Origin of the sequence: Phytobacter ursingii (assembly GCF_001022135.1) — a bacterium.
Taxonomy (GTDB): Bacteria; Pseudomonadota; Gammaproteobacteria; order Enterobacterales; family Enterobacteriaceae; genus Phytobacter; species Phytobacter ursingii.
The window spans coordinates 941,651-965,740 of sequence record NZ_CP011602.1 but is presented as its reverse complement, the minus strand read 5'-3'; the positions used below and the strand labels follow the sequence as shown (position 1 = coordinate 965,740).

Here is a 24,090-nt window from a genome sequence, read left to right as displayed (position 1 = left end):
TTACCCCCTGAACCGTTGCTGATTTTCGAGGAACCACTGGTAGGTGCTTGCCAGCCCCTGCTCCAGCGAGATCTCGTGATACCAGCCAAGCGCATGCAGGCGGGAGACATCCAGCAGTTTGCGTGGCGTACCATCCGGCTTAGTGGCGTCAAAGACCACCCGACCTTTGTAGCCCACGACCTGAGCGACCGTTTGCGCCAGTTCACGGATCGTGCAATCCAGCCCGGTGCCGACATTAATGTGCGACAGCATCGGTTCGGTATTCTCCTGCCACACTTCGCGATCCAGCTCCATCACATGAATGCTGGCTGCCGCCATGTCGTCCACGTGGAGGAACTCGCGCATCGGCGTGCCGCTGCCCCATACCACGACGTCAGGCGCATTGCTGAGCGTGGCTTCATGAAAGCGACGGAGCAATGCCGGGATCACGTGGGAGTTGCTCGGGTGGAAGTTGTCATTCGGCCCGTACAGGTTAGTCGGCATCACCGAGCGATAATCACGGTTGTACTGGCGGTTGTAGGACTCGCACAGTTTGATACCGGCGATTTTGGCAATCGCATACGGTTCGTTAGTCGCCTCCAGCGTCCCCTGAAGAAGCTCACTTTCCGCCATCGGCTGGTGCGCCAGCTTCGGGTAAATACAGGATGAACCGAGGAACAACAGCTTGTTCACGTCATGCAAATGCGCCGCGTGAATGATGTTGCACTCAATCATCATGTTCTCGTAGATGAAATCTGCCGGGTAGGTGTTATTGGCGACAATGCCACCTACTTTCGCCGCCGCCAGATAGACCTGGTCGATACGTTCGCTGGCAAAGAACGCCTGCACCTGCGCAGAATCCAACAGGTTCAGTTCGTCGCGGTTACGCAGTACCAGTTCTACGTCTTCACGTTGCGACAGCAGTCTTACGATGGCCGACCCGACCATGCCGCGGTGACCCGCGACAAAGATACGTTGTTTCGTCATTCTCAAGACTCCAGCGCGATGGCAACCTCGTAACCGTGAGCTTTCAACAGCGAATGTTTTTTCGCCGCTTCAAGATCTTTGGCTACCATCTCAGAGACCATCTCCTGCAGCGTAGTTTCCGGTTTCCAGCCCAGTTTTTCGTGTGCTTTGGTCGGATCGCCGAGCAGAGTTTCCACTTCTGCCGGACGGAAATAACGCGGGTCAACGGCAACAATCACATCGCCCGGTTTCACGCCTGGCGCGTCATGGCCGGTGACGGAGACAACAATCCCCTTCTCTTCCACACCCTTGCCTTCAAAGCGAAGTTTGATACCCAGCTGCGCCGCCGCCATTTCCACAAACTGACGCACGGAATACTGCACGCCGGTGGCGATAACGAAGTCTTCCGGATGGTCCTGCTGCAGCATCATCCACTGCATCTTCACGTAATCTTTCGCATGGCCCCAGTCACGCAGGGAATCCATGTTGCCAAGGTAGAGGCATGATTCGAGCCCCTGAGCGATGTTGGCAATGGCGCGGGTAATTTTGCGGGTTACGAAGGTTTCGCCACGGCGCGGAGACTCGTGGTTAAACAGGATGCCGTTGCAGGCGTACATGCCATAGGATTCACGGTAGTTTACGGTGATCCAGTAAGCGTACAGTTTGGCGACAGCATACGGAGAACGTGGGTAGAATGGCGTGGTCTCTTTCTGCGGGATTTCCTGAACCAGGCCATACAGTTCAGAGGTCGATGCCTGGTAAAAACGCGTTTTCTTTTCAAGGCCCAGGAAGCGGATGGCTTCCAGCAGACGCAATGTACCCATCGCATCTACATCGGCGGTGTATTCTGGTGATTCAAAAGAGACCGCGACATGGCTCATCGCCCCAAGGTTATAAACCTCATCCGGCTGCACTTCCTGCAGAATACGGGTCAGGTTAGAGGTATCCGTCAGATCGCCATAGTGAAGGTGGAATTTCGGGTTACTGGTGTGCGGATCCTGATAAATATGGTCCACACGCTCAGTGTTGAATGAAGAGGCACGACGCTTGATGCCATGAACTTCATAACCCTTTTCCAGAAGCAGTTCTGCCAGATAAGAGCCATCTTGCCCGGTAACGCCGGTGATGAGAGCGACTTTAGACATATTTTATTCCTCTATTACTTATCAGAAGTTATTCAGTTTTTACGCGTTCGCGCGTTACCACTGCGGGGTTGCCACGGCAAATTGCATTTGCCGGAAGCGTCTTAAAAACACTGCTGCGCGCACCGACAACCGTTCCGTCACCAATACGCACGCCGGGAGCAACAAAGACATCCGTTGCCAGCCAGCATTTATCGCCAATCACGATGGGCGACGCGGTAATATCAAAGTGCGCGCTCATAAAATCGTGACTACCGGTACACAAATAACATTTCTGCGAAATCACAGAATTAGCGCCGATTGAGATATCGCCCAGGGTATATAAAACAGCGTCATCGCCGACCCAGCTGTAATCACCCAGCGTTAATTTCCATGGATACGTTATTTTCACTGACGGACGGATCACTACGTTTTTTCCGATTTTTGCACCGAATAAACGCAGCAGAAAGGCACGCCAGCGATACATAATTTGTGGCGACCAGGCAAATAATGTCGACTGCACCGCCCACCACAATTGAACCTTAATAGCACTCCCGCCCCGAAAGCCTTTCGGCACGGAGAATCCATGTAAGTCTTGCATCGTGTTTCCTTATACGTTGCCCTTTATTCTTCAAGCTGCCGTTGCGTTGACTGCATTCGTTTAACCGCACCGTTTACTTAAGTCAGCACATCGAAATTCTCTGACTTGCCGTCATTCCGCAACTCGAATTACTCAGGGCATTCACATTACGCTTTGTTATATAAGGCTTTCGCTTTACCGGTAGTGCGCAGGCGTAACAGATACGATAATTCCGCCCAGAAGCCCGGCACATGTAATATTTTTCGTTGGACGTTGCGAGCATCCCGACATAATTCAAGGTTATTCGACGTAGAAACGCCACCCATAGAAAATTCGGATACCAGACCGTGCAGGCGTTTGAAGCGAAAGCCTGCTTTGAACATTCTGGCTGCCAGCGCGTAATCGGAAGAGACTTTATATTGTAAATCGTAGGGGTAGGTTTTCAGGCCGCTCATCGGGAAGAATATGGCCTGATGGCTGGCAGGCAAGCTGTGATAAATATACCAGCCACGTTTTGCACTACGGCGTATTTTTGTACCATCGCCGAAATCTAATAAGGCATCGCCAATGTACATTGCATTGTCACGTTCTTGTGCCAGCTGGCGGATAACTTCAACGCTTTCCGGATGCAGGATATCACCTGAATTGAGGAATAACGCGAAGCGGCCATTGGCCATACTGATGCCTTTATTCATCGCATCATAGATGCCGTTATCTTTCTCGCTGACGTAACGTAAGTGGTACTGCCCGTTGAGATTTTCCAGAAACTCTGCGGTACCGTCAGCAGAACCGCCGTCCACAACAATCCACTCGAATGCGATATCCTGCGCCTGTGCCAGATGGGCCAGCGATTTCCAGGTTTTCATCACGCCTTCATAATTACGAAACGCAACAGTAATAACGCTTAGTAACATGTGACCCACCTCGTCATATGCTCGAAATATTTAACGCCTTGCGGAAAATAAACGGGCAAACAATTAAAAATGCGTATTCAGGGCTAAAGATCGATCCCGTAAAAAACCACGATATAGGAGCGAACAGATAAAGCTGAACACGAAAATTCTGATTATTACCAAACGCATTGACAGTCATTCTTGCAACTTTGAACAAATACCAACCGGTCAGTAATACGGCAAACCATGAAAAATAGATAATTAACAGATACAAGCCATTGTCTATGGTTTTGCCGACATCTGCACCGTTAAAGATTCCGAATGATGCAACATATTCGTAAAGTGAGCCAAATCTTACAGCACCATCAATGTTTGTCAGGGAATATCCCACCATCGCCAGCGGTCCGATAATGCGATAGTAAGAGGAGGAGCCTTCTGTTCCTAAATCACCGAGACGTTCCGCAATATAAGGAAAGGCGAACACCACCCCGACAACAAATACCGCCAGTGAAATAATTGCCAGCGGCAATTTCTTGCGTATCGCTTCCTTGTTTAAATACTGAAATGCCCATTCCAGTAGATAAAAAAGGATAAATGTCATTACCCCTGAAAACGATCCCGAAAGAACTATCCCTGTCAGAATCATAGCATCTGTCTTCGGCGTTTTGATACCAAACTGTTTGATGCTGAGCCAAATTGAGATTAATGCCAGGGCGAAGAATGCCGGTTCGAAATAGAGTGCCGTCGTCCTCTTACCACCAAATTTGATAAAATTCAGTACGTAGCTGTTACTGTAAATCAGATATTTCGAAATTATCTCCATGAGACTGCTGCCGCCAGAGAGAATAATTTGCGCCATTTCCGCTGCCGCCAGCATCACCACCAATGCAACCACTACATAAAAGAAGCAAAGTATCTTGCGGTAGTTATGCGGCGAAACCGTTTTGAAGCGAATACTCCATACCATGCCGATGATGATAACGATATAAACAAACAGCATCGTTGACGTCACATACTTACTGGCGTTCAGTGACTGCCCAAAAATGTAATTAAACAGCGTCAATCCGGCACCGGTGCCCAGGGCTATCATCAACTTTTTCAGATTGATTTTTTCCACATAGAGCAACAGCAACAGCGGTAAGAACGTAACGATGGTTATCGGAAAGCTTTCGCCAAGCTGGAAAATTTTCACGTTAACCAGCAAGTAAATCAGCGGCAGCAGGAGATAACTACAGACCCTGATAGAATGAGACATATTCCTCCAGCATCTGTTGCCCGCTATATGCGCGACGGCTGCGCGCCCGAAACGCATCCAGCGATGTGCCAAACACGGCCTGCGCGATATCGTCTTTATGAAGTTGCGCCAGCGGCACAACTTCCGCTTCGCTAAAGGTCTTGCCGCCCGACTTCTCCAGAACTTCACGCGCGGCATCACTCTGCGTGGCGATAACCGGCACGCCGATGGAAAGCGCTTCACACAAAATCAGCGGATAGTTGTCCACGCGTGAGGTAAAGAGCAGCGCATCCATCTGGTTGAGTTCGCTCATTAACTGACGCTTATCGGTCAGAAAACCGTGGTTGACTACGTTTGGTCCCTCAAAGGGAGAAAACTTGCCAAAGGTATGCAGTTCAACGCGCTCGCCCAGCGCCATCACGTCACGAACAAGTTGTTGATTAGTCTTACCGTCATAGCGCAAATCGTGGGCCACCACGGCGATTTTCGGTCGCCCATGGGTGACGGTAACCGGGGGCAAATCTGCAAGAATGGCTTCGGTCGCTACATCAATACCATTATTGATAATGCGGCAACGACCCGCGCCGTACAGGCTATTGAATGCCTCGGCCACATGCTGACTGGGGGAAATAAACTGGCAGCCCAGCGCCATCATCTCGTTAAACAAACGGCGTTTCTCATCCACCAGTTGCTGCGCGCGATCCACTTTTACCGGCGGATAATTCGTCAGCGTCGGGCACTTTTTGCATCCCTGTTTCCAGCCTTCACAGCCATCAGTGAATGCACAACGCCCGGTGACGCTCCAGTGATCATGCAGCGTCCAGACAAAGGTCACATCAGGCTTATGCGCTTTCAGTCTCTGGCAGAACGCCACCAGGTCTTTCAGGTTCAGCCAGTAACTGTGCATCACGTGGAAGTGCAGCACCACCGGCCCTTTGGTGCGGCTGACGCTGCGATAGAGATTATTGAGATTGCCAAAGACATCGCGGTTAAACAGGCGAAACAGCGCCAGGTTTGCCATTGAGGTCAGACGCGGCGTCTGTTTAAACACATTGGGATACTGGTCATGGCTGACGCTTTTCTTGCCGCCTTTCCCGTAGCCGTAAACAAAGCGTGAATGCATGCCCTGCTGCAGCGCCCGCTGGTGTAAATCCAGCGCGACACCTGCCGCGCCGCCCTCTGCGAGGCGAACGTTAAATTGTAATATGTTCATTTGATTGCCTTCACCCGCGCTTTTTCACCCACCACCAGCGCATTATCCGGCACGCTGTCGAGCACAACGCTGCCTGCGCCAACCATGACGTTATTACCAATGGTGATATCACCCAGCAAGACCACGTTGGCCCCGAGTTCAACGTTGTTGCCGATAACCGGACAGGCCAGATTGTCTGCGCCACGATTACCAATGGTCACACCATGGCGAATGGTGAAATCATCCCCCGCGACCACATGCTTATTAATGACCACGGCGTAGCCATGATGAATGGTGAAACGACGGCCAATGGTCGCCGCCGCCTGGATCTCATAGCCAAACAGACATTCCGTCATAAAGCGGTAAACCACTAGCACGGGCGCCGCCCACAGGTTGTTGAGCACATTTTTCTTGCGCCATACGGAGCAAAAATGGGCGACGCGATAGGCCGCGACCATGCAGCACGGGCGCAAACTCCATTGATTAGCGCGAAAATCTTCTAATCGCATCATTTCCCTCGCAAACCATCAGCCAGACGCTTGCCATTGCGTACCGAGAAAAGCGTCAGCAGCGTGCGCCAGTTCATGCGCTTATTGCGGATCTGGTAGAGCGTGAACAGCTGATATTTCTTGCTGGCGCGGTCAAATTTAGCTTTGTGTTTCCGGTAGAAGTGGAAGTAGCCCGAGAATTTTTTCGGCGATGAGGTAATCTGCATTTCACCGTGATTGATGTGCAGAATTTGCGTCGCTTTTTCGATTTTCCACGGCTCACCATACTGCTCAACCATGCGCAAAAAGATGTCGTAGTCCTGTGCCGCTTTCAGCTGCGTATCGAACAGGCACTCCTTAAAGCGCCAGGACCAACTGAACACCTGGTTGCCCACAATGTTGCGCTTGTAGAACAACTTGCGGGAAAACGGCGATTTTGGGTAAAGCGGTAAGCTGGTCGGTTGTGAATAGACTTCGCCCTGGCAGACATAGTCGTTGGCATAGAGAAAAGCCCGCGATACCAGCTGGTGTTTATGCTCCAGGAAAACAGACAGGCGGTCCGGCGTCCATTCATCGTCATCATCAATACCGGTAATAAACTCGCCTTTCGCCTGCATGATGGCCTGGTTGCGCACCGCGCAGGCGCCGGTATTAAACGCGTTACGGGTATAGGTCACACGCGGGTCATTCAATTCGGCCACATAACTCTGGAGTTGCTCAAAGGCAGTTGAGCAGTCGTCTACAATGATCAATTCCCAGTGGGTATAATCCTGACGCAGCACCGATTTGATAGCGCGAATAGCCAGTTGTTGACGGTTCCATGTCGGCATATAGATCGAGATTAACGGACGTTCTGTGGTCATTTTCTTCCCCGATTGATCAATATTCCTCTCACTCTCACCCTCACCCTTGAGGGGCGAGGGAACGCTGTACGCCCATGTGCAAGCGAGAGCACTCTTTTCCCCTCTCCCCGGTGGGGTAAGGAAATGGTTGAGTCCATTTACAAGCGACTACGCTTTTCCCCTCTCCGCTGTGGGAGAGGGGCGGGGTGAGGGGTTAGGGTTAAACGTTATTTGCTATCAGACTTGTATTCATATTCGTAATAGCCGTAATCCTGATAGCCGGTAGCACGGCGGAAAATGGAGTTCAGGATGACGCCTTTGACCTGAATACCGTTTTGCTCAAAGCGGCTCAGACTGGTCTGCACCTCTTTCACCGTATTCACCGCATAACGCGCGACCATCAGCGTGGTGCCCGCGTGGCGTCCCACGATCGCCGCATCCGTCACCGCGAGGATTGGCGGGGTATCAATCAGCACCAGGTCATAATGTTTACTCGCCCAGTCCAGCAACTGCGTGAAACGCTCGCTCATTAAGAGTTCGGACGGGTTCGGCGGGATCTGCCCACGCGGCACCAGATCAAAGTTCGCGATGGAGGTCTTTTTGGCACAGTTTTCAATACTGCCCTTGCCAACCAGAATATCCGACAGGCCATTAACGTTATCGGTACCGAGCAGTTCGTGGGTATAGCCTTTGCGCATATCACAGTCGATCATCAGCACGCGTTTATTGGTCTGGCTAATCACCGCCGCCAGGTTGGCGCAGACGAATGTTTTACCAATCGACGGGCTCACCCCGGTCATCATCAGGACATTATTGGGTGCCTGCATCATGGCGAAATGGAGACTGGTGCGCAGGCTGCGTACCGCTTCAATCGCCAGATCCGCCGGGTTACCCACCGCCAGCAACTGGCGCTGTTTGTAACGTTTGCTGCCCTTGACGGTTTTGACTGTATCGCGCGCTTTTTGCCACTCCGACAGCGGAATGCTGGCATAAACGCTGATCCCCTGCTCTTCCAGCGACTGCGGGCTTTCGATACCACGATTGAAGAGTGAACGCAGAAGAACCACGACCACAGAGAGGATTAGCCCCAGGATAACGCTGCCGAGAATGATCAGCGCTTTTTTCGGTTTCAATACCCCAGGCTGAGTAATGGCCGCATCAACAATGCGTACATCCCCCACGGTGCTGGCCTCGGTAATACGCAACTCCTGTTGTTTGTTCAGCAACTGCATATAAACCTGCTGACCGGACTCCACATCACGCGTCAGGCGGACAATCTCCTGCTGCGTTTTTGGCATTGCCGTCACGCGGGTGTTGAGTTTGGCCTTTTCATCTTCCAGCGCTTTGCGTTTTTCCAGCAGTGTGCGGTAAGCCGGGTGCGCTTTGGTGTACAGCTTGGAAATCTCCGCCTCTTTAAAGGTCAGTTCGTTCAACTGCGCATCGATGTTAACCATCGAGTCGAGTACCGATTTCGCTTCCAGCGGCAGGTCAACGGAGTCTTGCTGCTGGCGATAGGTATTGAGTTTGTTTTCGGCCACGTCCAGTTTGGCGCGAACTTCCGGCAGTTGTTTATTCAGGAACTCCAGGCTCTTCGCGGCTTCTTCGGACTTACGCTCAACGTTCTGTTGCAGATAGTTGCGGGTAATGCTGTTAAGAATGTCGCGAATCTGATCGCGATCTTCGCCGGTATAGGTCAGGCTGAGCACACCGGTATCTTTACCGTTCTCGGTAACACTCAGATTATTTTGCAGGTTATTGATCATTCCGAGCGTGGAGAATTTCGTCACGGTGAATTCGCTGTCGTTCGCCGCCTGAATAGCGCTAACCACCATGGTCACACCGTCCTTGCTTAACGGTTGCCCCACTTCGCCATGTGCGCTAAAGCCTCCGTCGCTGGTCAGAGAATACTGTTTCGGCCCCAGCACCTTAAGGGTGAAGACCTGATCTTTCATCTCTTTAGGGAGGGTGAACGTCGTGACTTTGACCGTATCATCTTGCCGACCCATCAATCTGTCCCAGCCCGCGCCAAAAACCGGAAAGGTGTTTTTGGTCACGGCGATATCCAGATTTAAATCATTGACGGTTTTGCCCAGCACCAGCCTGGACTGAATCAACTGAATTTCCGCTTCCGACGCAGGGGGTTTGTTAGCCAGCGCCGAACCAATATCCTGCACCAGGGAATTACCGGTATTCTGCTCGATCTGTACCAGCGCATCCGCGCTGTAGATTGGCGTGGCAAACAGGCAGTAAACGATAGCGGCCACGGCAAATAAGCCGGTGATCCCCAGCACCCACCAGCGGGCCTCGACGACTGTACCGATTAATCGCCCTACATCGATTTCATCATTTCCCACCGTCGACGCGGCGGAATGGTGTGTTTTCTCTGTCATTGTTATCCCTGCTGAGCGTTCAGTGCCTGCGCCCACTGGCGGGCAGACTGGTCAAGTAAGGTGTAAACGGCCTCGAAGGCGTCGCGGCTTTTGCGATATGGATCGGGAATTTCACGTTCATCGTCCCAGTGACCAAACAGCATCACTTTGCCGCGCATTTCCGGCGCGATTTCGCACAGTGCGGCGATATGCCGTTTTTCCATGACCAGAATCAGGTCGAAATCACGGCACATTTTTCCGGAAATCTGCCGGGCGCAGTGCCCTTCAAGGGACAGATCGTTTTTTGCTGCCACGCGCGCTGCCTCCGCATCCGCGCTTTTACCTACCAGCGCTCCCAGCCCGGCTGACTCTACCGTCAATGCGGGCTGATACTTTTTCAGCAGCCGCTCCGCCGTGGGGGAACGGCAAATGTTCCCCACACACACCACCAGAATTTTGTTAAACATCGCCTATCACCAGGTGTGAATGTCGCGCGCCGTATCCGTCATGTAGCGAACGCCACTAATGGTTGGCAGCAACTGATTGATGAGACGGTTCCAGCGAGCAACCGGTGCGGTCGTCACATACACCACGTCATACGGCTGGAGGCGGAATTCGGTTGCCATCACCAGCGAGGTCGCATCGGACATATCAAGCTGATAAATGTTGGCAATCTTGCCGCCGCGACCGTTCTCGCCTTTGAGCGGACGAATCACGAAGATGCCGCTGGCGTTGGAGGTGGTCAGATCGATACCTTCGGCCTGGCCCAGCGCTTCGGTTAGCGTCATGCCACTGAAGTCCATTTTGAGGGTGCTCTGTTTTTTAACTTCACCCATCACGAAGACTTTCAGATCGTCATTACGCGGTACGAAAAGAATGTCCCCCGGATAGAGCAGGCGGTTTTGGCTCAAATCGCCGTTTTGCATCAGCGCCTGCAGGGAGATACGCTGTTCCTGACCATTATGTGTCAGCACCACGTTGCGCCAGTCGGCGGCATCGGTAAGTCCGCCCGCGGCATTAATGGCATCCAGCACGGTCAGCGGAACGTTAGTGATAGCCTGCTGACCTGATTTATTGACCTGTCCGGAGACATAGGCTTTTTGCGAACGGAAAGCGGCGATATTAACGTCCACCTGCGGGTCAGCGATGTACGTCGCTAAGCGGCTGGTAATATCACTGCGAATTTCGCCAAGGGTTTTGCCGACGACATGGACTTTGCCAATGTAGGGATAGAACATGGTGCCGTCGGGCTGTACCCAGTTACCGGTGTCGCTTGAACTGCGGTACTGGCCTGCAGGTGTGGTCAGTTCAGGGTGGTCCCAGACGGTGACGCTAAGTACATCCCCTGGGCCAACGCGATATTGATAGTTTGAGATTTCCTGATCCAGCGACATATTTGGCTGGGCGACATTCGGGCGCGGACGTAATTGCTCAACCAGACGAGGCGTCAATGGATAGACATTCACCATGCGGTCTAAATCAAAATCGGCGTCTTGTTGTTTAATCACATCTTTTCCCATTGTTGACATATTGCTACCGGGAAAGACTGTGCAGCCACTCATCAAGCTCATGGACACCAATAATGGTATCAATTTCGTTTTGGATTTCATCATTGATTAATTATCACTTTTGCAGAGTAATTATCCTGTGTATTTAAATAAGCGACCGGTCATCACGGAATCAGAATGCAGTTAATCGGAACGTAATATAACTGGTATCAGTCCTAAAAATCGCTTATTCAACCACATGCTATTGACAGAATAATCCAGACTTTTTGACATGCTGTCAGGCAGGCTACCGCCCTTGGCTTTCAGCTACCAATCCACTGATTAAACAGTAAGTTATTGAAAACACCCTTTTCTACTCCGACCCTGATAGAGAATATTCCTGGATGCCTTAAATAAGGCAGTCATAAGGATTTACGCTGTTTAGCTGCATTAAAAATAACTTCACAGGTATATTTGAAACATGCTGGAGGAATTGTTGCAGCTAAGCGAATTACAGGCAAGGCAACATCCCACCCTAAACATATTTTTAAGAATAATATTAAGAGCAAATATTTAGCTTTTTAGGATTTTATTGATATTGACAAAATCTTTACTGGCATTTACGCATGCGAAATATCCTAAAAACCATTTTCATCTGCTGACGAAAATAATCCCATTACTAATAAGGAAATAGATTTTTAATTTCTCTCCCGGGTCCAGTCAGAAATAAGATAAATCGCATACCGGCATTGCAATTTAGGGAAGGTGCGAATAAGCAGGTCATTTCTTCCCAAGCTGACTCGCTGATTAAAATTTCGCGGATCTGGGCCGATTTTTTTCCCGCAAACACATCGAATCAGCCTATTTAGGCTATTTTTTCCACCATTTCTGGCGTTATTTCCGGTTTTTACTGAGATCTCTCCCACTGACGTATCATTTGGTCCACCCGAAACAGGTTGGCCAGGGTGAATAACATCGCCAGTTGGTTATCGTTTTTCAGCAGCCCTTTGTATCTGGCTTTCACGAAGCCGAACTGCCGCTTGATGATGCGAAACGGGTGCTCCACCCTGGCACGGATGCTGGCTTTCATGTATTCGATGTTGATGGCCGTTTTGTTCTTGCGCGGATGCTGCTTCAAGGTTTTTACCCTGCCGGGACGCTCGGCGATCAGCCAGTCCACATCCACCTCGGCCAGCTCCTCGCGCTGTGGCGCTCCTTGGTAGCCGGCATCGGCTGAGACAAATTGCTCCTCTCCATGAAGCAGATTACCCAGCTGATTGAGGTCATGCTCGTTGGCCGCGGTGGTGACTAGGCTGTGGGTCAGGCCACTCTTGGCATCGACACCAATGTGGGCCTTCATGCCAAAGTGCCACTGATTGCCTTTCTTGGTCTGATGCATCTCCGGATCGCGTTGCTGCTCTTTGTTCTTGGTAGAGCTGGGTGCCTCAATGATGGTGGCATCCACCAAAGTGCCTTGGGTCATCATGACGCCTGCTTCGGCCAGCCAGCGATTGATGGTCTTGAACAATTGACGGGCCAGTTGATGCTGCTCGAGCAGGTGGCGGAAATTCATGATGGTGGTGCGATCCGGCAGGGCGCTATCCAGGGATAATCGGGCAAACAGGCGCATGGAGGCGATTTCGTACAGGGCATCTTCCATGGCACCGTCGCTCAGGTTGTACCAATGCTGCATGCAGTGAATACGCAGCATGGTCTCCAGCGGATAGGGCCGTCGGCCATTGCCCGCCTTGGGATAAAACGGCTCGATGACAGCGGTCATATTCTGCCATGGCAGAATCTGCTCCATGCGGGAGAGGAAAATCTCTTTTCGGGTCTGACGGCGCTTAGTGCTGAATTCACTATCGGCGAAGGTGAGTTGATGGCTCATGATGTCCCTCTGGGATGCGCTCCGGATGAATATGATGATCTCATATCAGGAACTTGTTCGCACCTTCCTTAGATTGGCTTTATCCATGATCAGATAACGACAATTGTTAGAATTGATAAGGTGTTACGCATACGATGGAATGGATTGCCGATCCATCAATCTGGGCCGGATTGATCACGCTGATTGTGATCGAACTCGTGCTCGGCATTGATAACCTGGTTTTTATCGCGATACTTGCGGAAAAACTCCCGCCGGCGCAACGCGACCGCGCCCGTGTCACAGGGCTGCTGCTGGCGATGGTTATGCGCCTGCTACTGCTCGCGTCTATCTCATGGCTGGTTACGCTCACCAACCCGCTTTTTGCCTTCCGCGATCTCAGTTTCAGCGCGCGCGATCTGATTATGCTGTTCGGCGGTCTGTTCCTGCTCTTTAAGGCCACCGTTGAGCTCAACGAACGTCTGGAAGGTAAAGACAGCGATAACCCCACGCAACGGCGAGGGGCGAAGTTTTGGGCCGTCGTGGCGCAAATCGTCGTTCTGGATGCCGTTTTTTCTCTCGACTCGGTGATTACGGCAGTCGGGATGGTTGATCACCTGGCCGTCATGATGGCCGCCGTCATTGTCGCCATCTCGCTGATGCTGCTGGCCAGCAAAGCGCTGACGCGTTTTGTAAACAGCCATCCGACGATTGTTATTCTTTGCCTGAGCTTCCTGCTGATGATTGGCTTTAGCCTCGTTGCCGAAGGCTTTGGTTTTCATATCCCGAAAGGTTATCTGTACGCCGCGATAGGTTTCTCGGTCATGATTGAAGCGCTTAATCAGCTCGCTATCTTCAACCGTCGCCGTTTCCTGTCGGCCAACCAGACGTTACGCCAGCGCACGACAGAAGCGGTAATGCGCCTGCTGAGCGGCAGAAAAGAGGATGCGGAGCTTGATGCACAAACCGCGTCGATGCTGGTCGACCATGACAGTAGCCAGCTTTTTAACCCGCAAGAGCGTCGGATGATTGGCCGGGTGCTTAACCTCAATCAGCGTACGGTGAGCAGTATCATGACCTCCCGACATGATATTGAACATATCGACCTGAATGCCCCGGAAGAAGAGATTCGCGATTTGCTGGAGAAAAACCAGCATACGCGCATGGTGGTGACCGGCGGCAATGACGAGACCGATTTGCTGGGCGTGGTACATGTGATTGATTTACTCCAGCAGTCGCTGCGCGGCGAGCCGCTCGACTTGAGAGTACTGGTCCGCCAGCCGTTGGTCTTTCCGGAAACGTTGCCGCTGCTACAGGCGCTGGAGCAGTTTCGTAGCGCGCGTACCCATTTTGCGTTTGTGGTCGATGAGTTCGGTTCCGTTGAAGGTATTGTCACCCTGAGTGACGTCATGGAGACCATCGCCGGGAATCTGCCGAATGAGGTGGAAGAAATTGATGCCCGCCACGATATTCAGAAAAACAGCGACGGTAGCTGGACCGCGAATGGCCATATGCCGCTGGAAGATCTGGTGCAATATGTGCCGCTGCCGCTGGATGAAAAACGGGAATACCACACCATTGCCGGGCTATTGATGGAATATCTGCAACGGATCCCGACGCCGGGGGAAGAGGTTCAGGTAGGCGATTATTTAGTGAAAACGCTGGAGGTGGAAAGCCACCGCGTTCAGAAGGTCCAGATCATCGCCCTGAATACGGGCGACGCGCTGGATTATCAGGTCTGACTGGCGCCGGGTCTCCCGGCGTTACAGTTTGTTGAGCAGTTTTTTCAGGTCTTTACCATTCTGGCTGTCTTTGTTGCGATCCGCCCACTCACTCAGTCGGCGTTTCGCTTCATCCTGCAAATGTTTACGCAAAATCTGATCAACCTGCAGGCTGTAATTCAGCGACTGCCATTTACCGTATACATTCAGCGGGATGTCGGTGGATTTCAGGTAGTCGATCAGTTTGCTGTCACCTTTCCAGCCCTCAAGTACGCGGATGGTAAAGTGGGTGTCACATTGCTCACGCACCAGGTCCATCTCACCCTGCCCGGACAGGCTCAGCAGCGGTGAACTGCCCTGCATATCCGCCAGCGTCATGACGCCTGTGTCCAGCGACACATCCGTGCTGAAAGTGTCGAGACGCGTCACGTTATCGTAATTTTCCTGTGCCTGCACATCGCTGCTGCGGGCAACCGCCTGCTGGACCAGCTGTTGGAAATTCAGCCCTTCCATCTGGCTGTCTTTGATCTCGACATGGGCATCGCCCTGCCAGTGGCGGCGAAAATCATCGGCATCAATCCGGCTGCCCGAAAAATCGCCCGCCAGAGAGAGCTTACCCGTAAGGGCAATGGGATAATTGAACGCTTTCAGGATAGTGCCAATTTCAACGTTATCCAGCCGCGGCTGGAAGACTGCGCGGGAATTATCACGGCGCACATCCAGCATGCCAGGCAGCGAGATATCCCCGTCACCCATTTTGCCCTGTAGGGTAGAGATATTGAGCAAGCCGGCGTTATTAGAGAACTGTCCCTTGACGTTATCGAAGCGCATTCCGCGCCAGCGAATATTATTCGCGGTCAGGGATACCTGCGCGGTGAAATCACGAAGGCTGGTATATTCCGGCTCTATGTTATTAGCGATCACCGGTCGCGGCATACGCGCCTGCGCCTGCTGCCCTTGCTGGTCAGTAGAAGCATCAGTGGACGCGGTCTCTTTCGGCGCCAGCAGGTTATCCAGATTCAGCGTGTCGAACTGTAAATCCAGCAGCCATTGCGGTTTTTCGGAAAGAATGACACTGCCTTTGCCGCTAAAGGCGCTGTCGTTGGCGCTAAGATGCAGATCGCTCAGGGAGATTTGCTGACGATTGCCCTGCCACTGCGCGGAAAGGCTGCCCGCGCCTGTAATCCCCTGAGCCGGGACGTCGCCCCCCTGCAACAACCATTTCAGATCGCTGATGGTCGCCGTGAGATGGCTCGGGTAGTCGCTGGCATCCACTTGCGCTTTCAGGGATAACGAGAGATCGCGCTGATCGCGATTCACACGCCCCGAAAAATCCAGTGTCGCCTGATGGGCTGCATCCTGTTCCATCTGCAGGCGAATATCGCGCACGGTAATCTGTTCGTCGTTTTCATGCTGGAAAACCAGCACGCTATCGGCCACCTGTAGCCGGGCAATATCCCACGACCAGGCGCGATCTTCCGCGGCCTGCGGCAATATGTTCTCTTTCGGGGCAACCGGCGCATCATGCTCTGGCGCCGCATAGGTCTGCGGCGTCAGTTGAATAACCGCTCCCTTGAGCATCACCTGTTTCACCTGGAGCTGATGGGAGAGCAGCGGTAATAGCCCAACGTCCAGGCGCATATTGTCCGCTTTCACCACAGGGACTTCCGCGCCCGGTGCGGTCAGGGTTACACGCCCTGAGAGAATGCTCAGTTGCGGCCAGACGTGCCAGCGCAGGGGGCCGTCAAGTTTCAACTGATAGCCGCTACGGGCTTCAACCTGACGTACCATGTAGTCACGGAAATCGTTAGGGTTGACCATGACGACCAACGCCGAAAGGCCGGCTACCAGCACGACCAGTAAAATCATTAGCGTGGTTAACACTCTTCTCATGGCAGCCTCAGTGGGTACAAATCACTCAGTCTTTATCAATGCGGCTGGCAACCGCACCCTGCTGGTCGCGATACTTCGCGTCCTGGCGGCGGTTATACGGACGGTCGGCCGGGCCGGAGAGCGGCTCAAAGCTCAGTGCGCCGATCAGCATGCCGGGGCGTAATGCCAGCGGCAGTTTGCCAGAATTATAGAACTCCAGCACGATGCTGCCCGACCAGCCGGGATCGATTCGGTGTGCGGTGACGTGAACCATCAGCCCCAGGCGCGCCAGTGAAGAACGACCATCCAGCCAGCCCACCAGATCGGCAGGCAACGTCACTGATTCAAAGGTCACGGCCAGCGCCAGTTCGCCAGGATGCAGGAAAAACGCTTCGCCGTCGGCAAGAACGATTTCATCGCTCATCACGCGATCAAGCGCCGCGCTGACTTCGTCTTTCGGACCGCTCAAGTCGATGAATGCGGCGGTATGACCACGAAAGGTACGAAATTTGTTGCCCAGGCGGACATCGACAGTCGCGCCATTAATACGCTCAACGGGGGGACGCGGGGTAATCGACAGACGCCCCTGATCCAGCCAGGCTTCAATATCTCGGTCGCAAAGACGCATGGCACTTTCTCCTTTCGTGCATGACGCCCCTGACAATTCAGGGGCAAAGCAAAGTAAACTAAAGGGTACAGCCTATCATGTATTATTCAAAAAACTGGCTGATTTTGGCTTTCAGAATATCAATCGCGATACGGTTTTTACCACCGCGCGGCACGATGATATCGGCATACTGCTTGGACGGCTCAATAAACTGCAGGAACATCGGACGAACGGTCTTCTGATATTGTGCCATCACCGAGTCCATTGAACGGCCACGTTCGTTCACATCACGCTTGATACGGCGCATCAGGCAGATATCCAGCGGGGTATCAACGAAGATAGAAAAATTCATTTCATCACGCAGGCGCGCATCGGTCAGCAGCAGAATACCTTCAAGAATGATGACTTTTTTCGGTTCGATGTGGATAGTTTCCGGCGTACGGGTATGTTCGACATAACTGTAGACCGGTAATTCAATGGCCTGGCCGCTTTTTAGCATCTGCAGATGCTGGAACAGCAGACTATGATCCATGGAGCTTGGATGGTCATAGTTGGTTTTGACACGCTCTTCCATCGACAGATGGCCTTGATCTTTATAGTAACTGTCTTCTGGAATAACGCCGATATGCTCATCACCCACCTGCTCACGAAGTTCACGATAAAGCGTGCTGGCAATAAGACTTTTACCTGAAGCCGATGCGCCGGCGATGCCGATAATGACGCACTGATGTGACTTATCAGTCATAAATTTAGCGACCTGATTAACCTGGATGTAAAGGAAGGACGACGCCTGAGCGTCAAACGCGGCAATTATAGGGATTTCGCGTCCATGATACCAGTCGAATACGTCCAGTACGCCGTTCGGCAAAAAAGCCTTGTGCTTATGACGCAAAATCCACCTTTACGCAAATCAGAACGTTCAAATTAACAGCGCTTGTTGGCTTTTTCCCGGAAACTAAGTAATTAATAACATTATGATGTCAAATTCTGAGCGGACGGCATAGGAATTGTAAATTGTTTGTACTAGCATAATCCGAACTCATAATTAACTCGTCCGGACGCCGTTCCTGACAATGTAGGGATTGCGGATTAAGCGGTAATGATGAAACAAAATCAGCGAGTCTTGATGGCCACCCCTAACCTTATACTGCGTCTGTTCAGTTTGGGGCTGTTGTCGTTCATCTTTTCATTATTCTCGCTGGAACTGACCCACTTCGGAACTCACCTCTCGCCGCTATGGTTTCCCTCCGCTCTGATGATGGTGGCGTTTTATCGCCACGCGGGAAAGATGTGGCCGGGCATCGCTGTGGTCTGTTCAGTCGGCAGTGTCGCGGCGACCATGGTGATGTTCCCGGCAAGCACACTGAATCTCTGGTATACCGTCATCAATGTTATCGAAGCGGTGACCGGGGCAATGCTACTGCGTAAATTTTTGCCCTGGTATAACCCGCTAAAAAATCTGAACGACTGGATACGGCTGGCTATCGGTAGCGCACTCATCCCTCCCCTGCTGGGCGGGACGTTAGTTTGCCTGATAGTCCCCACAGACAATCTCGTGCGCACTTTTATGCTCTGGTTCCTCTCGGAGGCCATTGGCGCGCTGGCGCTGGTTCCGGTTGGTATTCTTTTTAAGCCGCACTATCTGCTGCGCCACCGCAAGCGACAATTGCTTCTCGAAACGCTGGCAACCCTGGCCGTGACGCTCGGCCTGAGCTGGCTGGCGATGAACTATCTGCCCTGGCCGTTTACTGCGGTGATCGTGCTGCTGATGTGGAGCGCCATCCGTCTGCCGCGTATGGAAGCGTTCCTTATCTTTCTGATTACCGTAATGATGGTATCGCTGGTTGTGGCGGCCAATCCGCTGGTGCCCGTCACGCCAAAAACCAGTGTGATGTTGAACGCGCCATGGCTGCCGTTTTTGATGATCCTGCTGCCCGCTAACGTCATGACAATGGTGATGTATGCCTTCCGGGCTGAACGTAAACATATTAGCGAAAGCGAAGAGCGCTTCCGTAATGCGATGGAATATTCCGCCATCGGGATGGCGCTGGTAGGTATCGACGGGCAATGGTTACAGGCCAACAAAGCCCTGTGTAATTTTCTCGGCTACACCCAGGACGAATTGCGGCTAATGACCTTCCAGCAGCTCACCTGGCCAGAAGACCTGAATAAAGACCTTGAGCAGTTGGATCTGTTAGTTCGCGGGGAAATTAACACCTACTCGCAGGAAAAGCGCTATTACACCCGAAGCGGCGATTTGGTCTGGGCGCTGCTGGCAGTGTCGGTAGTACGCCATGCGAACGGCTCGCCGCGTTATTTTATCGCCCAGGTCGAAGATATTAACGATCTGAAACAGACTGAGTGGGTCAATAAACGGTTGATGGAGCGTATCACGCTGGCGAACGAAGCCGGGGGGATCGGTATCTGGGAGTGGGAACTGGAGCCGGATATCATCAGTTGGGACAAGCGTATGTTCGAACTGTATGAGGTGCCGTCGCACATCAAACCGACCTGGCAACTTTGGTATGAACGGATTTTACCTGAGGACCGGGAAGAGACCGAACGTATTATTCGCGACTCGTTGATGTCGCGGATCGCCTTTAAACTTGAGTTTCGCATTGCCGTAAAAGATGGCATTCGTCATATCCGTACGCTCGCCAACCGGGTACTTAACCGCAATGGCGAAGTGGAACGCTTGCTTGGCGTCAATATGGATATGACCGAGGTGAAGCAACTCAACGAAGCGCTGTTTCAGGAAAAGGAGCGCTTGCATATCACCCTGGACTCCATCGGTGAAGCGGTACTCTGTACTGACGTTGATATGAACGTCACCTTTATGAACCCGGTCGCCGAGAAAATGAGCGGCTGGTCGCAGGACCAGGCCATGTCGCAGCCGCTGCTGAACGTGCTGCGTATTACCTTTGGTGAAAGCGGCCCGGCGATGGAAAACATTCACAGCGGCGATATGTCGCGCACCGCCATCGAGCAGGACGTGGTACTCCACTGCCGTACCGGCGGTACATATGATATCCACTACAGCGTGACGCCGCTGAGCACCCTGGACGGGCAAAATATTGGCTTCGTACTGGTTATTCAGGATGTCACTGAGTCGCGTAAGATGTTGCGCCAGCTCAGCTACAGTGCCTCTCACGATGCCCTGACACATCTGGCGAACCGCGTTAATTTCGAAACCCACCTTAAGCGTCTGCTGAAAAGCGTGCAGGAGTTACATCAGCGTCATGCATTAGTATTTATCGATCTCGATCGCTTCAAAGCGGTGAACGATACCGCCGGGCATGCCGCTGGCGATGCTCTGCTTCGCGAGCTCTCCTCACTGATGCTGAGCATGTTGCGCTCTACCGATATCCTGGCCCGTCTGGGCGGCGATGAGTTCGGCCTGCTGTTGCCGGACTGCAATGTCGAAAGCGCACGCTATATTTCCGGGCGCATTATTGAGGCGATTAACGACTACCACTTTATGTGGGAAGGCCGCATGCACCGTATCGGCGCGAGTGCCGGGATCACCATTATTGATGAAACCAACCACCAGGCCTCGGAAGTCATGTCGCAGGCCGACATTGCCTGCTATGCGTCGAAAAATAATGGTCGCGGACTGGTGACGGTCTACGAAGCGCTGCAGGGACAGATGCTCCAGGAACGCAGCAAGATGTCGCTGGAAGAACAGTGGCGGATGATCAAAGACAATCACATCATGATGATTGCCCGCTGCGTCGCCTCGCCGCGCGTACCGGAAACCTGCAATTTCTGGCTGCTCTCTCTGCGCCTGTGGACCAGCGAAGGCGAAGCGATGGAGGAGCGCGCTTTCCGTGCCGGGTTAAACGAGCCGGAGTTGATCCGTGCTCTTGACCGCCGCGTATTCCATGAGTTTTTCCGTAACCACGCCACCGCCGTTGCGGCGAAAGGGCTGGGTGTTGCATTACCGTTCTCTGCTGCCGGGCTTTCCAATAGCAAACTGGTAGAAGAGGTGCTGGACCTGCTGGAGCGCGGCCCGATGCCGGGTCGCCTGCTGCATCTGATGATCAATGCCGATGCCCTTATGCGTCAGGGCAAAGAGATTATCGATAACCTGAAAAAACTACGCCATGCGGGCTGCCGTATCATCCTGAGCCACATTGGTCATGACCTGGAAATCTTCAACCACCTTACGCCGCACACCGCCGATTACCTTTTGCTCGACCAGGAGCTGGTGACAAATGTTCATGGCAACCTGATGGATGAAATGATGGTGACGATTATTCAGGGCCATGCTCAGCGTCTGGGCCTAAAGAGCATTGCCGGGCCAACAAACCAGCCGATGATGATGGATACGCTCTCCGGTATTGGCATCGATTTGATCTTCGGCGACACCATTTCTCAGCCTCAGCCGCTGGATATCATGCTCAACACCAGCTATTTCGCTATTAACTAACCGTGAGATGTGGCTGCCAGCCCTCGGTATACCAGATATGCAGCAATGCGTAAGAACGCCATGGCTGCCAGCGCTCAGCGTAGCGGCGAATCTGCGCGGGCGTCATCCCGGCAAAACGCTGCTTAATCAGATAATCATCCGCCAGGAACACATCTTTCGCCTGCCAGCCGCGCAGGGCGAAATAGTTGGCCGTCCAACGGCCAATCCCCGGAAAAGTTTGTAGCGCTTTCATCCCACGTTCTACGTCATCCGGCATCGTCAGGGGAAAGGTCCCGTCCAGCACCGACTGTGCGAGAAAGATAAGCGATTCCGCCCGCTTTACCGGCATACCTAATGCTTTAAGCGCCAGCGGATCAGCCTGCGCCAGTTGCAATGGTTGCGGGAACAGAACGAACTGTTCATCGAGCCTGTCGCCGTACAGGGCCGCTACGCGGGAAGTCAGCTTTGCCGCCATCGCCACGCTCACCAGCTGGCCTAAAATCGCGCGGACCGCCTGTTCAAACGGGTCCATGCAGCCAGGAAGCCGCAGGCCGGGCCGTGCGGCACCCACATCCCCTAACGCTTCTGTAATTATCTTTGGCGTGCAGTCGAGATCAAAAAGCTGGCTAAGTCGCTGCAAACAGAGATCAGCCACCGGTAGTAGCCCTTCACTCAGCGTAACGTTAAGGGTTGATGCAGTCATATCCGGCGCAGCGGTAATCACGCCGCGATACCCGCTAAGAGCAAATGATCGGGTGTACGTAGTCTGCGTAATCACTTCAACGCCCGCGACCGTACGCAAGCGTAAAAAATCCAGAATCCATGCCCAGTCATAGGGCGGCTGCCAGCGCAGTGTGTACATACCATCTCCTGTCATCAACGGCTAAGAGCATATACGCATTCGTGATTTTGCGCTTTGCTTTGATATTCCAGTTGTCCTGGCGCACGCATTCGGCTAAAGTCGCCCCCCTTCTTCACTGGCATGGGGATAAACACGTGTTTGTAGGTTTTGATTACGGCACCGCCAACTGCTCGGTCGCCGTTATGCAGGAAGACACGCCACGACTGTTAAAAATGGAAAACGACAGCACACTGCTGCCGTCGATGCTCTGCGCGCCAACGCGCGAAGCGGTGAGTGAGTGGCTCTATCGTCACCACAATGTCCCGGCAACGGGGAGCGAAACGCAGGCGCTGCTGCGCCGTGCCGTAAGCTATAACCGCGAAGAGGATATCGACGTCCAGGCGTCAAGCGTCCAGTTCGGCCTGAACTCGCTGCGCCAGTATGTGGAAGACCCGGAAGAGGTCTACTTCGTTAAATCGCCAAAATCCTTCCTGGGCGCAAACGGGCTCAAGCCACAGCAAATCGCCCTGTTCGAAGATCTGGTTTGCGCCATGATGCTGCACATTCGCCAGCAGGCTGAATCACAACTTCCGCAGGCGATTGACCAGGCAGTTATTGGCCGTCCGATTAACTTTCAGGGGCTGGGTGGCGATGACGCCAACGCCCAGGCGCAGGGCATTCTTGAACGCGCGGCAAAACGCGCCGGTTTTCGCGATGTGGTGTTCCAGTATGAGCCTGTTGCGGCCGGGCTTGATTTTGAAGCCACGCTAAGCGAAGAAAAACGCGTGCTGGTGGTGGATATCGGCGGTGGGACCACCGACTGTTCCTTACTGTTGATGGGGCCACAGTGGCATAACCGCCAGGACCGTGAAACAAGCCTGCTGGGACACAGCGGTTGCCGTGTCGGCGGTAACGATCTGGATATCGCGCTGGCGTTTAAAAACCTGATGCCGTTGCTGGGTATGGGGGGACAGACCGAAAAAGGCATCGCCCTGCCCATTTTGCCGTGGTGGAACGCCGTCGCGATTAACGATGTACCGGCGCAAACCGATTTCTACAGCGCGGCAAACGGACGTCTGCTAAACGATCTGGTGCGCGATGCCCGCGAGGCGGATAAAGTCGCCCTGCTGCAAAAGGTGTGGAAGCAGCGCTTAAGCTATCGTCTGGTGCGCAGCGCCGAAGAGAGCAAAATCGCCCTCTCCGGGCAGATGGAAACCCAGGCGCAGTTGCCGTTTATCAGCAAAGAACTGGCGACCGCTATCGATCAGGTCGGGCTGGAAGCGGCGCTGAACCAGCCGTTGCAGCGTATTCTGGAGCAGGTTCAACTGGCGCTGGAAAGCAGCGACACGACGCCGGAAGTAATTTACCTGACCGGGGGTAGCGCGCGCTCACCGATTATCAAACGCGCACTGTCACAGGCGCTGCCGGGTATTCCGATTGCCGGTGGCGACGATTTTGGCTCAGTAACCGCCGGTCTGGCGCGCTGGGCGCAGGTAGTATTTCGTTAAGCATTAAATAAGCTCGCGTAAATCGCATCATGTTTTACGCGGGCATCCTTTCTTTCTGTAAAACGCATCAGGCATGACAGTTGCCTGTCTCTCATCAACGCCAAATCATTAACATCCA

20 protein-coding genes are annotated in these 24,090 nt (G+C 52.9%); 3 read left to right on the top strand and 17 right to left on the bottom strand.

Features of this window, described 5'->3' with window-relative positions; all coding sequences use genetic code 11:
- The 13 genes from fcl to AB182_RS07780 form a co-directional block, all read right to left on the bottom strand.
- Entirely contained in the window at positions 1–966 is a 966-nt protein-coding gene (gene fcl / locus AB182_RS07835) for a GDP-L-fucose synthase (RefSeq protein WP_047369608.1), read from the bottom strand.
- 2 nt (positions 967–968) lie between these two features.
- Complete coding sequence (gene gmd / locus AB182_RS07830) at positions 969–2,090, bottom strand: GDP-mannose 4,6-dehydratase (RefSeq protein ID WP_041851967.1); 1,122 nt, start codon at positions 2,088–2,090, stop codon at positions 969–971.
- 28 nt (positions 2,091–2,118) lie between these two features.
- Positions 2,119–2,667, bottom strand: a complete 549-nt coding sequence (gene wcaF / locus AB182_RS07825; protein WP_047369607.1) for a colanic acid biosynthesis acetyltransferase WcaF — start codon at positions 2,665–2,667, stop codon at positions 2,119–2,121.
- A gap of 146 nt (positions 2,668–2,813) precedes the next feature.
- On the bottom strand, positions 2,814–3,560 hold the full coding sequence (gene wcaE / locus AB182_RS07820; protein ID WP_047369606.1) for a colanic acid biosynthesis glycosyltransferase WcaE: 747 nt from the start codon (positions 3,558–3,560) through the stop codon (positions 2,814–2,816).
- A 13-nt stretch (positions 3,561–3,573) separates the two neighbouring features.
- A complete protein-coding gene (gene wcaD, locus AB182_RS07815) occupies positions 3,574–4,794 on the bottom strand; it encodes a colanic acid polymerase WcaD (protein ID WP_047369605.1) in 1,221 nt (406 codons plus the stop codon).
- Positions 4,769–5,986, bottom strand: coding sequence for a colanic acid biosynthesis glycosyltransferase WcaC (wcaC, locus tag AB182_RS07810; RefSeq protein WP_047369604.1), 1,218 nt, complete (start codon positions 5,984–5,986; stop codon positions 4,769–4,771). The genes wcaD and wcaC overlap by 26 nt, the downstream gene beginning before the upstream one ends.
- Positions 5,983–6,474, bottom strand: a complete 492-nt coding sequence (wcaB, locus tag AB182_RS07805) for a colanic acid biosynthesis acetyltransferase WcaB (protein ID WP_047369603.1) — start codon at positions 6,472–6,474, stop codon at positions 5,983–5,985. Before wcaB ends, wcaC begins: the two co-directional genes overlap by 4 nt.
- Positions 6,474–7,316, bottom strand: a complete 843-nt coding sequence (gene wcaA / locus AB182_RS07800) for a colanic acid biosynthesis glycosyltransferase WcaA (RefSeq protein ID WP_047369602.1) — start codon at positions 7,314–7,316, stop codon at positions 6,474–6,476. Before wcaA ends, wcaB begins: the two co-directional genes overlap by 1 nt.
- Positions 7,317–7,522: 206 nt before the next feature.
- On the bottom strand, positions 7,523–9,685 hold the full coding sequence (gene wzc / locus AB182_RS07795; protein WP_047369601.1) for a tyrosine-protein kinase Wzc: 2,163 nt from the start codon (positions 9,683–9,685) through the stop codon (positions 7,523–7,525).
- A gap of 2 nt (positions 9,686–9,687) precedes the next feature.
- Positions 9,688–10,131 carry a low molecular weight protein-tyrosine-phosphatase Wzb gene (wzb, locus tag AB182_RS07790; RefSeq protein WP_047369600.1) on the bottom strand — a complete coding sequence of 148 codons (444 nt, stop codon included), beginning with the start codon at positions 10,129–10,131 and terminating at the stop codon, positions 9,688–9,690.
- A 6-nt stretch (positions 10,132–10,137) separates the two neighbouring features.
- Positions 10,138–11,277 carry a polysaccharide export protein gene (locus AB182_RS07785; RefSeq protein ID WP_047369599.1) on the bottom strand — a complete coding sequence of 380 codons (1,140 nt, stop codon included), beginning with the start codon at positions 11,275–11,277 and terminating at the stop codon, positions 10,138–10,140.
- Positions 11,278–11,849: 572 nt separating this feature from the next.
- Positions 11,850–12,077, bottom strand: coding sequence for a hypothetical protein (locus AB182_RS33275; protein WP_327078453.1), 228 nt, complete (start codon positions 12,075–12,077; stop codon positions 11,850–11,852).
- Entirely contained in the window at positions 12,059–13,039 is a 981-nt protein-coding gene (locus tag AB182_RS07780; protein WP_000019450.1) for an IS5-like element ISKpn26 family transposase, read from the bottom strand. The genes AB182_RS33275 and AB182_RS07780 overlap by 19 nt, the downstream gene beginning before the upstream one ends.
- A gap of 134 nt (positions 13,040–13,173) precedes the next feature.
- Here AB182_RS07780 and AB182_RS07775 point away from each other — a divergent pair, with 134 nt between their 5' ends.
- Entirely contained in the window at positions 13,174–14,757 is a 1,584-nt protein-coding gene (locus AB182_RS07775) for a TerC family protein (RefSeq protein WP_047369598.1), read from the top strand.
- 21 nt (positions 14,758–14,778) lie between these two features.
- Here the strand turns inward: AB182_RS07775 and asmA are convergent, their stop codons facing one another.
- The 3 genes from asmA to udk form a co-directional block, all read right to left on the bottom strand.
- Positions 14,779–16,629, bottom strand: a complete 1,851-nt coding sequence (asmA, locus tag AB182_RS07770) for an outer membrane assembly protein AsmA (protein WP_047369597.1) — start codon at positions 16,627–16,629, stop codon at positions 14,779–14,781.
- Positions 16,630–16,654: 25 nt separating this feature from the next.
- Positions 16,655–17,236 (bottom strand): dCTP deaminase, encoded by a 582-nt coding sequence (gene dcd, locus AB182_RS07765; protein ID WP_047369596.1) that lies wholly within the window; start codon positions 17,234–17,236, stop codon positions 16,655–16,657.
- An 82-nt stretch (positions 17,237–17,318) separates the two neighbouring features.
- A complete protein-coding gene (gene udk / locus AB182_RS07760) occupies positions 17,319–17,960 on the bottom strand; it encodes a uridine kinase (RefSeq protein WP_041852052.1) in 642 nt (213 codons plus the stop codon).
- Between the two features lie 354 nt (positions 17,961–18,314).
- Here udk and AB182_RS07755 point away from each other — a divergent pair, with 354 nt between their 5' ends.
- Positions 18,315–21,644, top strand: a complete 3,330-nt coding sequence (locus AB182_RS07755) for a diguanylate cyclase (protein WP_047369595.1) — start codon at positions 18,315–18,317, stop codon at positions 21,642–21,644.
- Here the strand turns inward: AB182_RS07755 and alkA are convergent.
- Positions 21,637–22,485, bottom strand: coding sequence for a DNA-3-methyladenine glycosylase 2 (alkA, locus tag AB182_RS07750; RefSeq protein WP_047369594.1), 849 nt, complete (start codon positions 22,483–22,485; stop codon positions 21,637–21,639). The genes AB182_RS07755 and alkA overlap by 8 nt on opposite strands.
- 134 nt (positions 22,486–22,619) lie before the next feature.
- On the opposite strand from alkA, the gene yegD reads away from it, so the two are divergent.
- A complete protein-coding gene (gene yegD / locus AB182_RS07745) occupies positions 22,620–23,972 on the top strand; it encodes a molecular chaperone (RefSeq protein ID WP_047369593.1) in 1,353 nt (450 codons plus the stop codon).
- Positions 23,973–24,090: the final 118 nt, after the last annotated feature.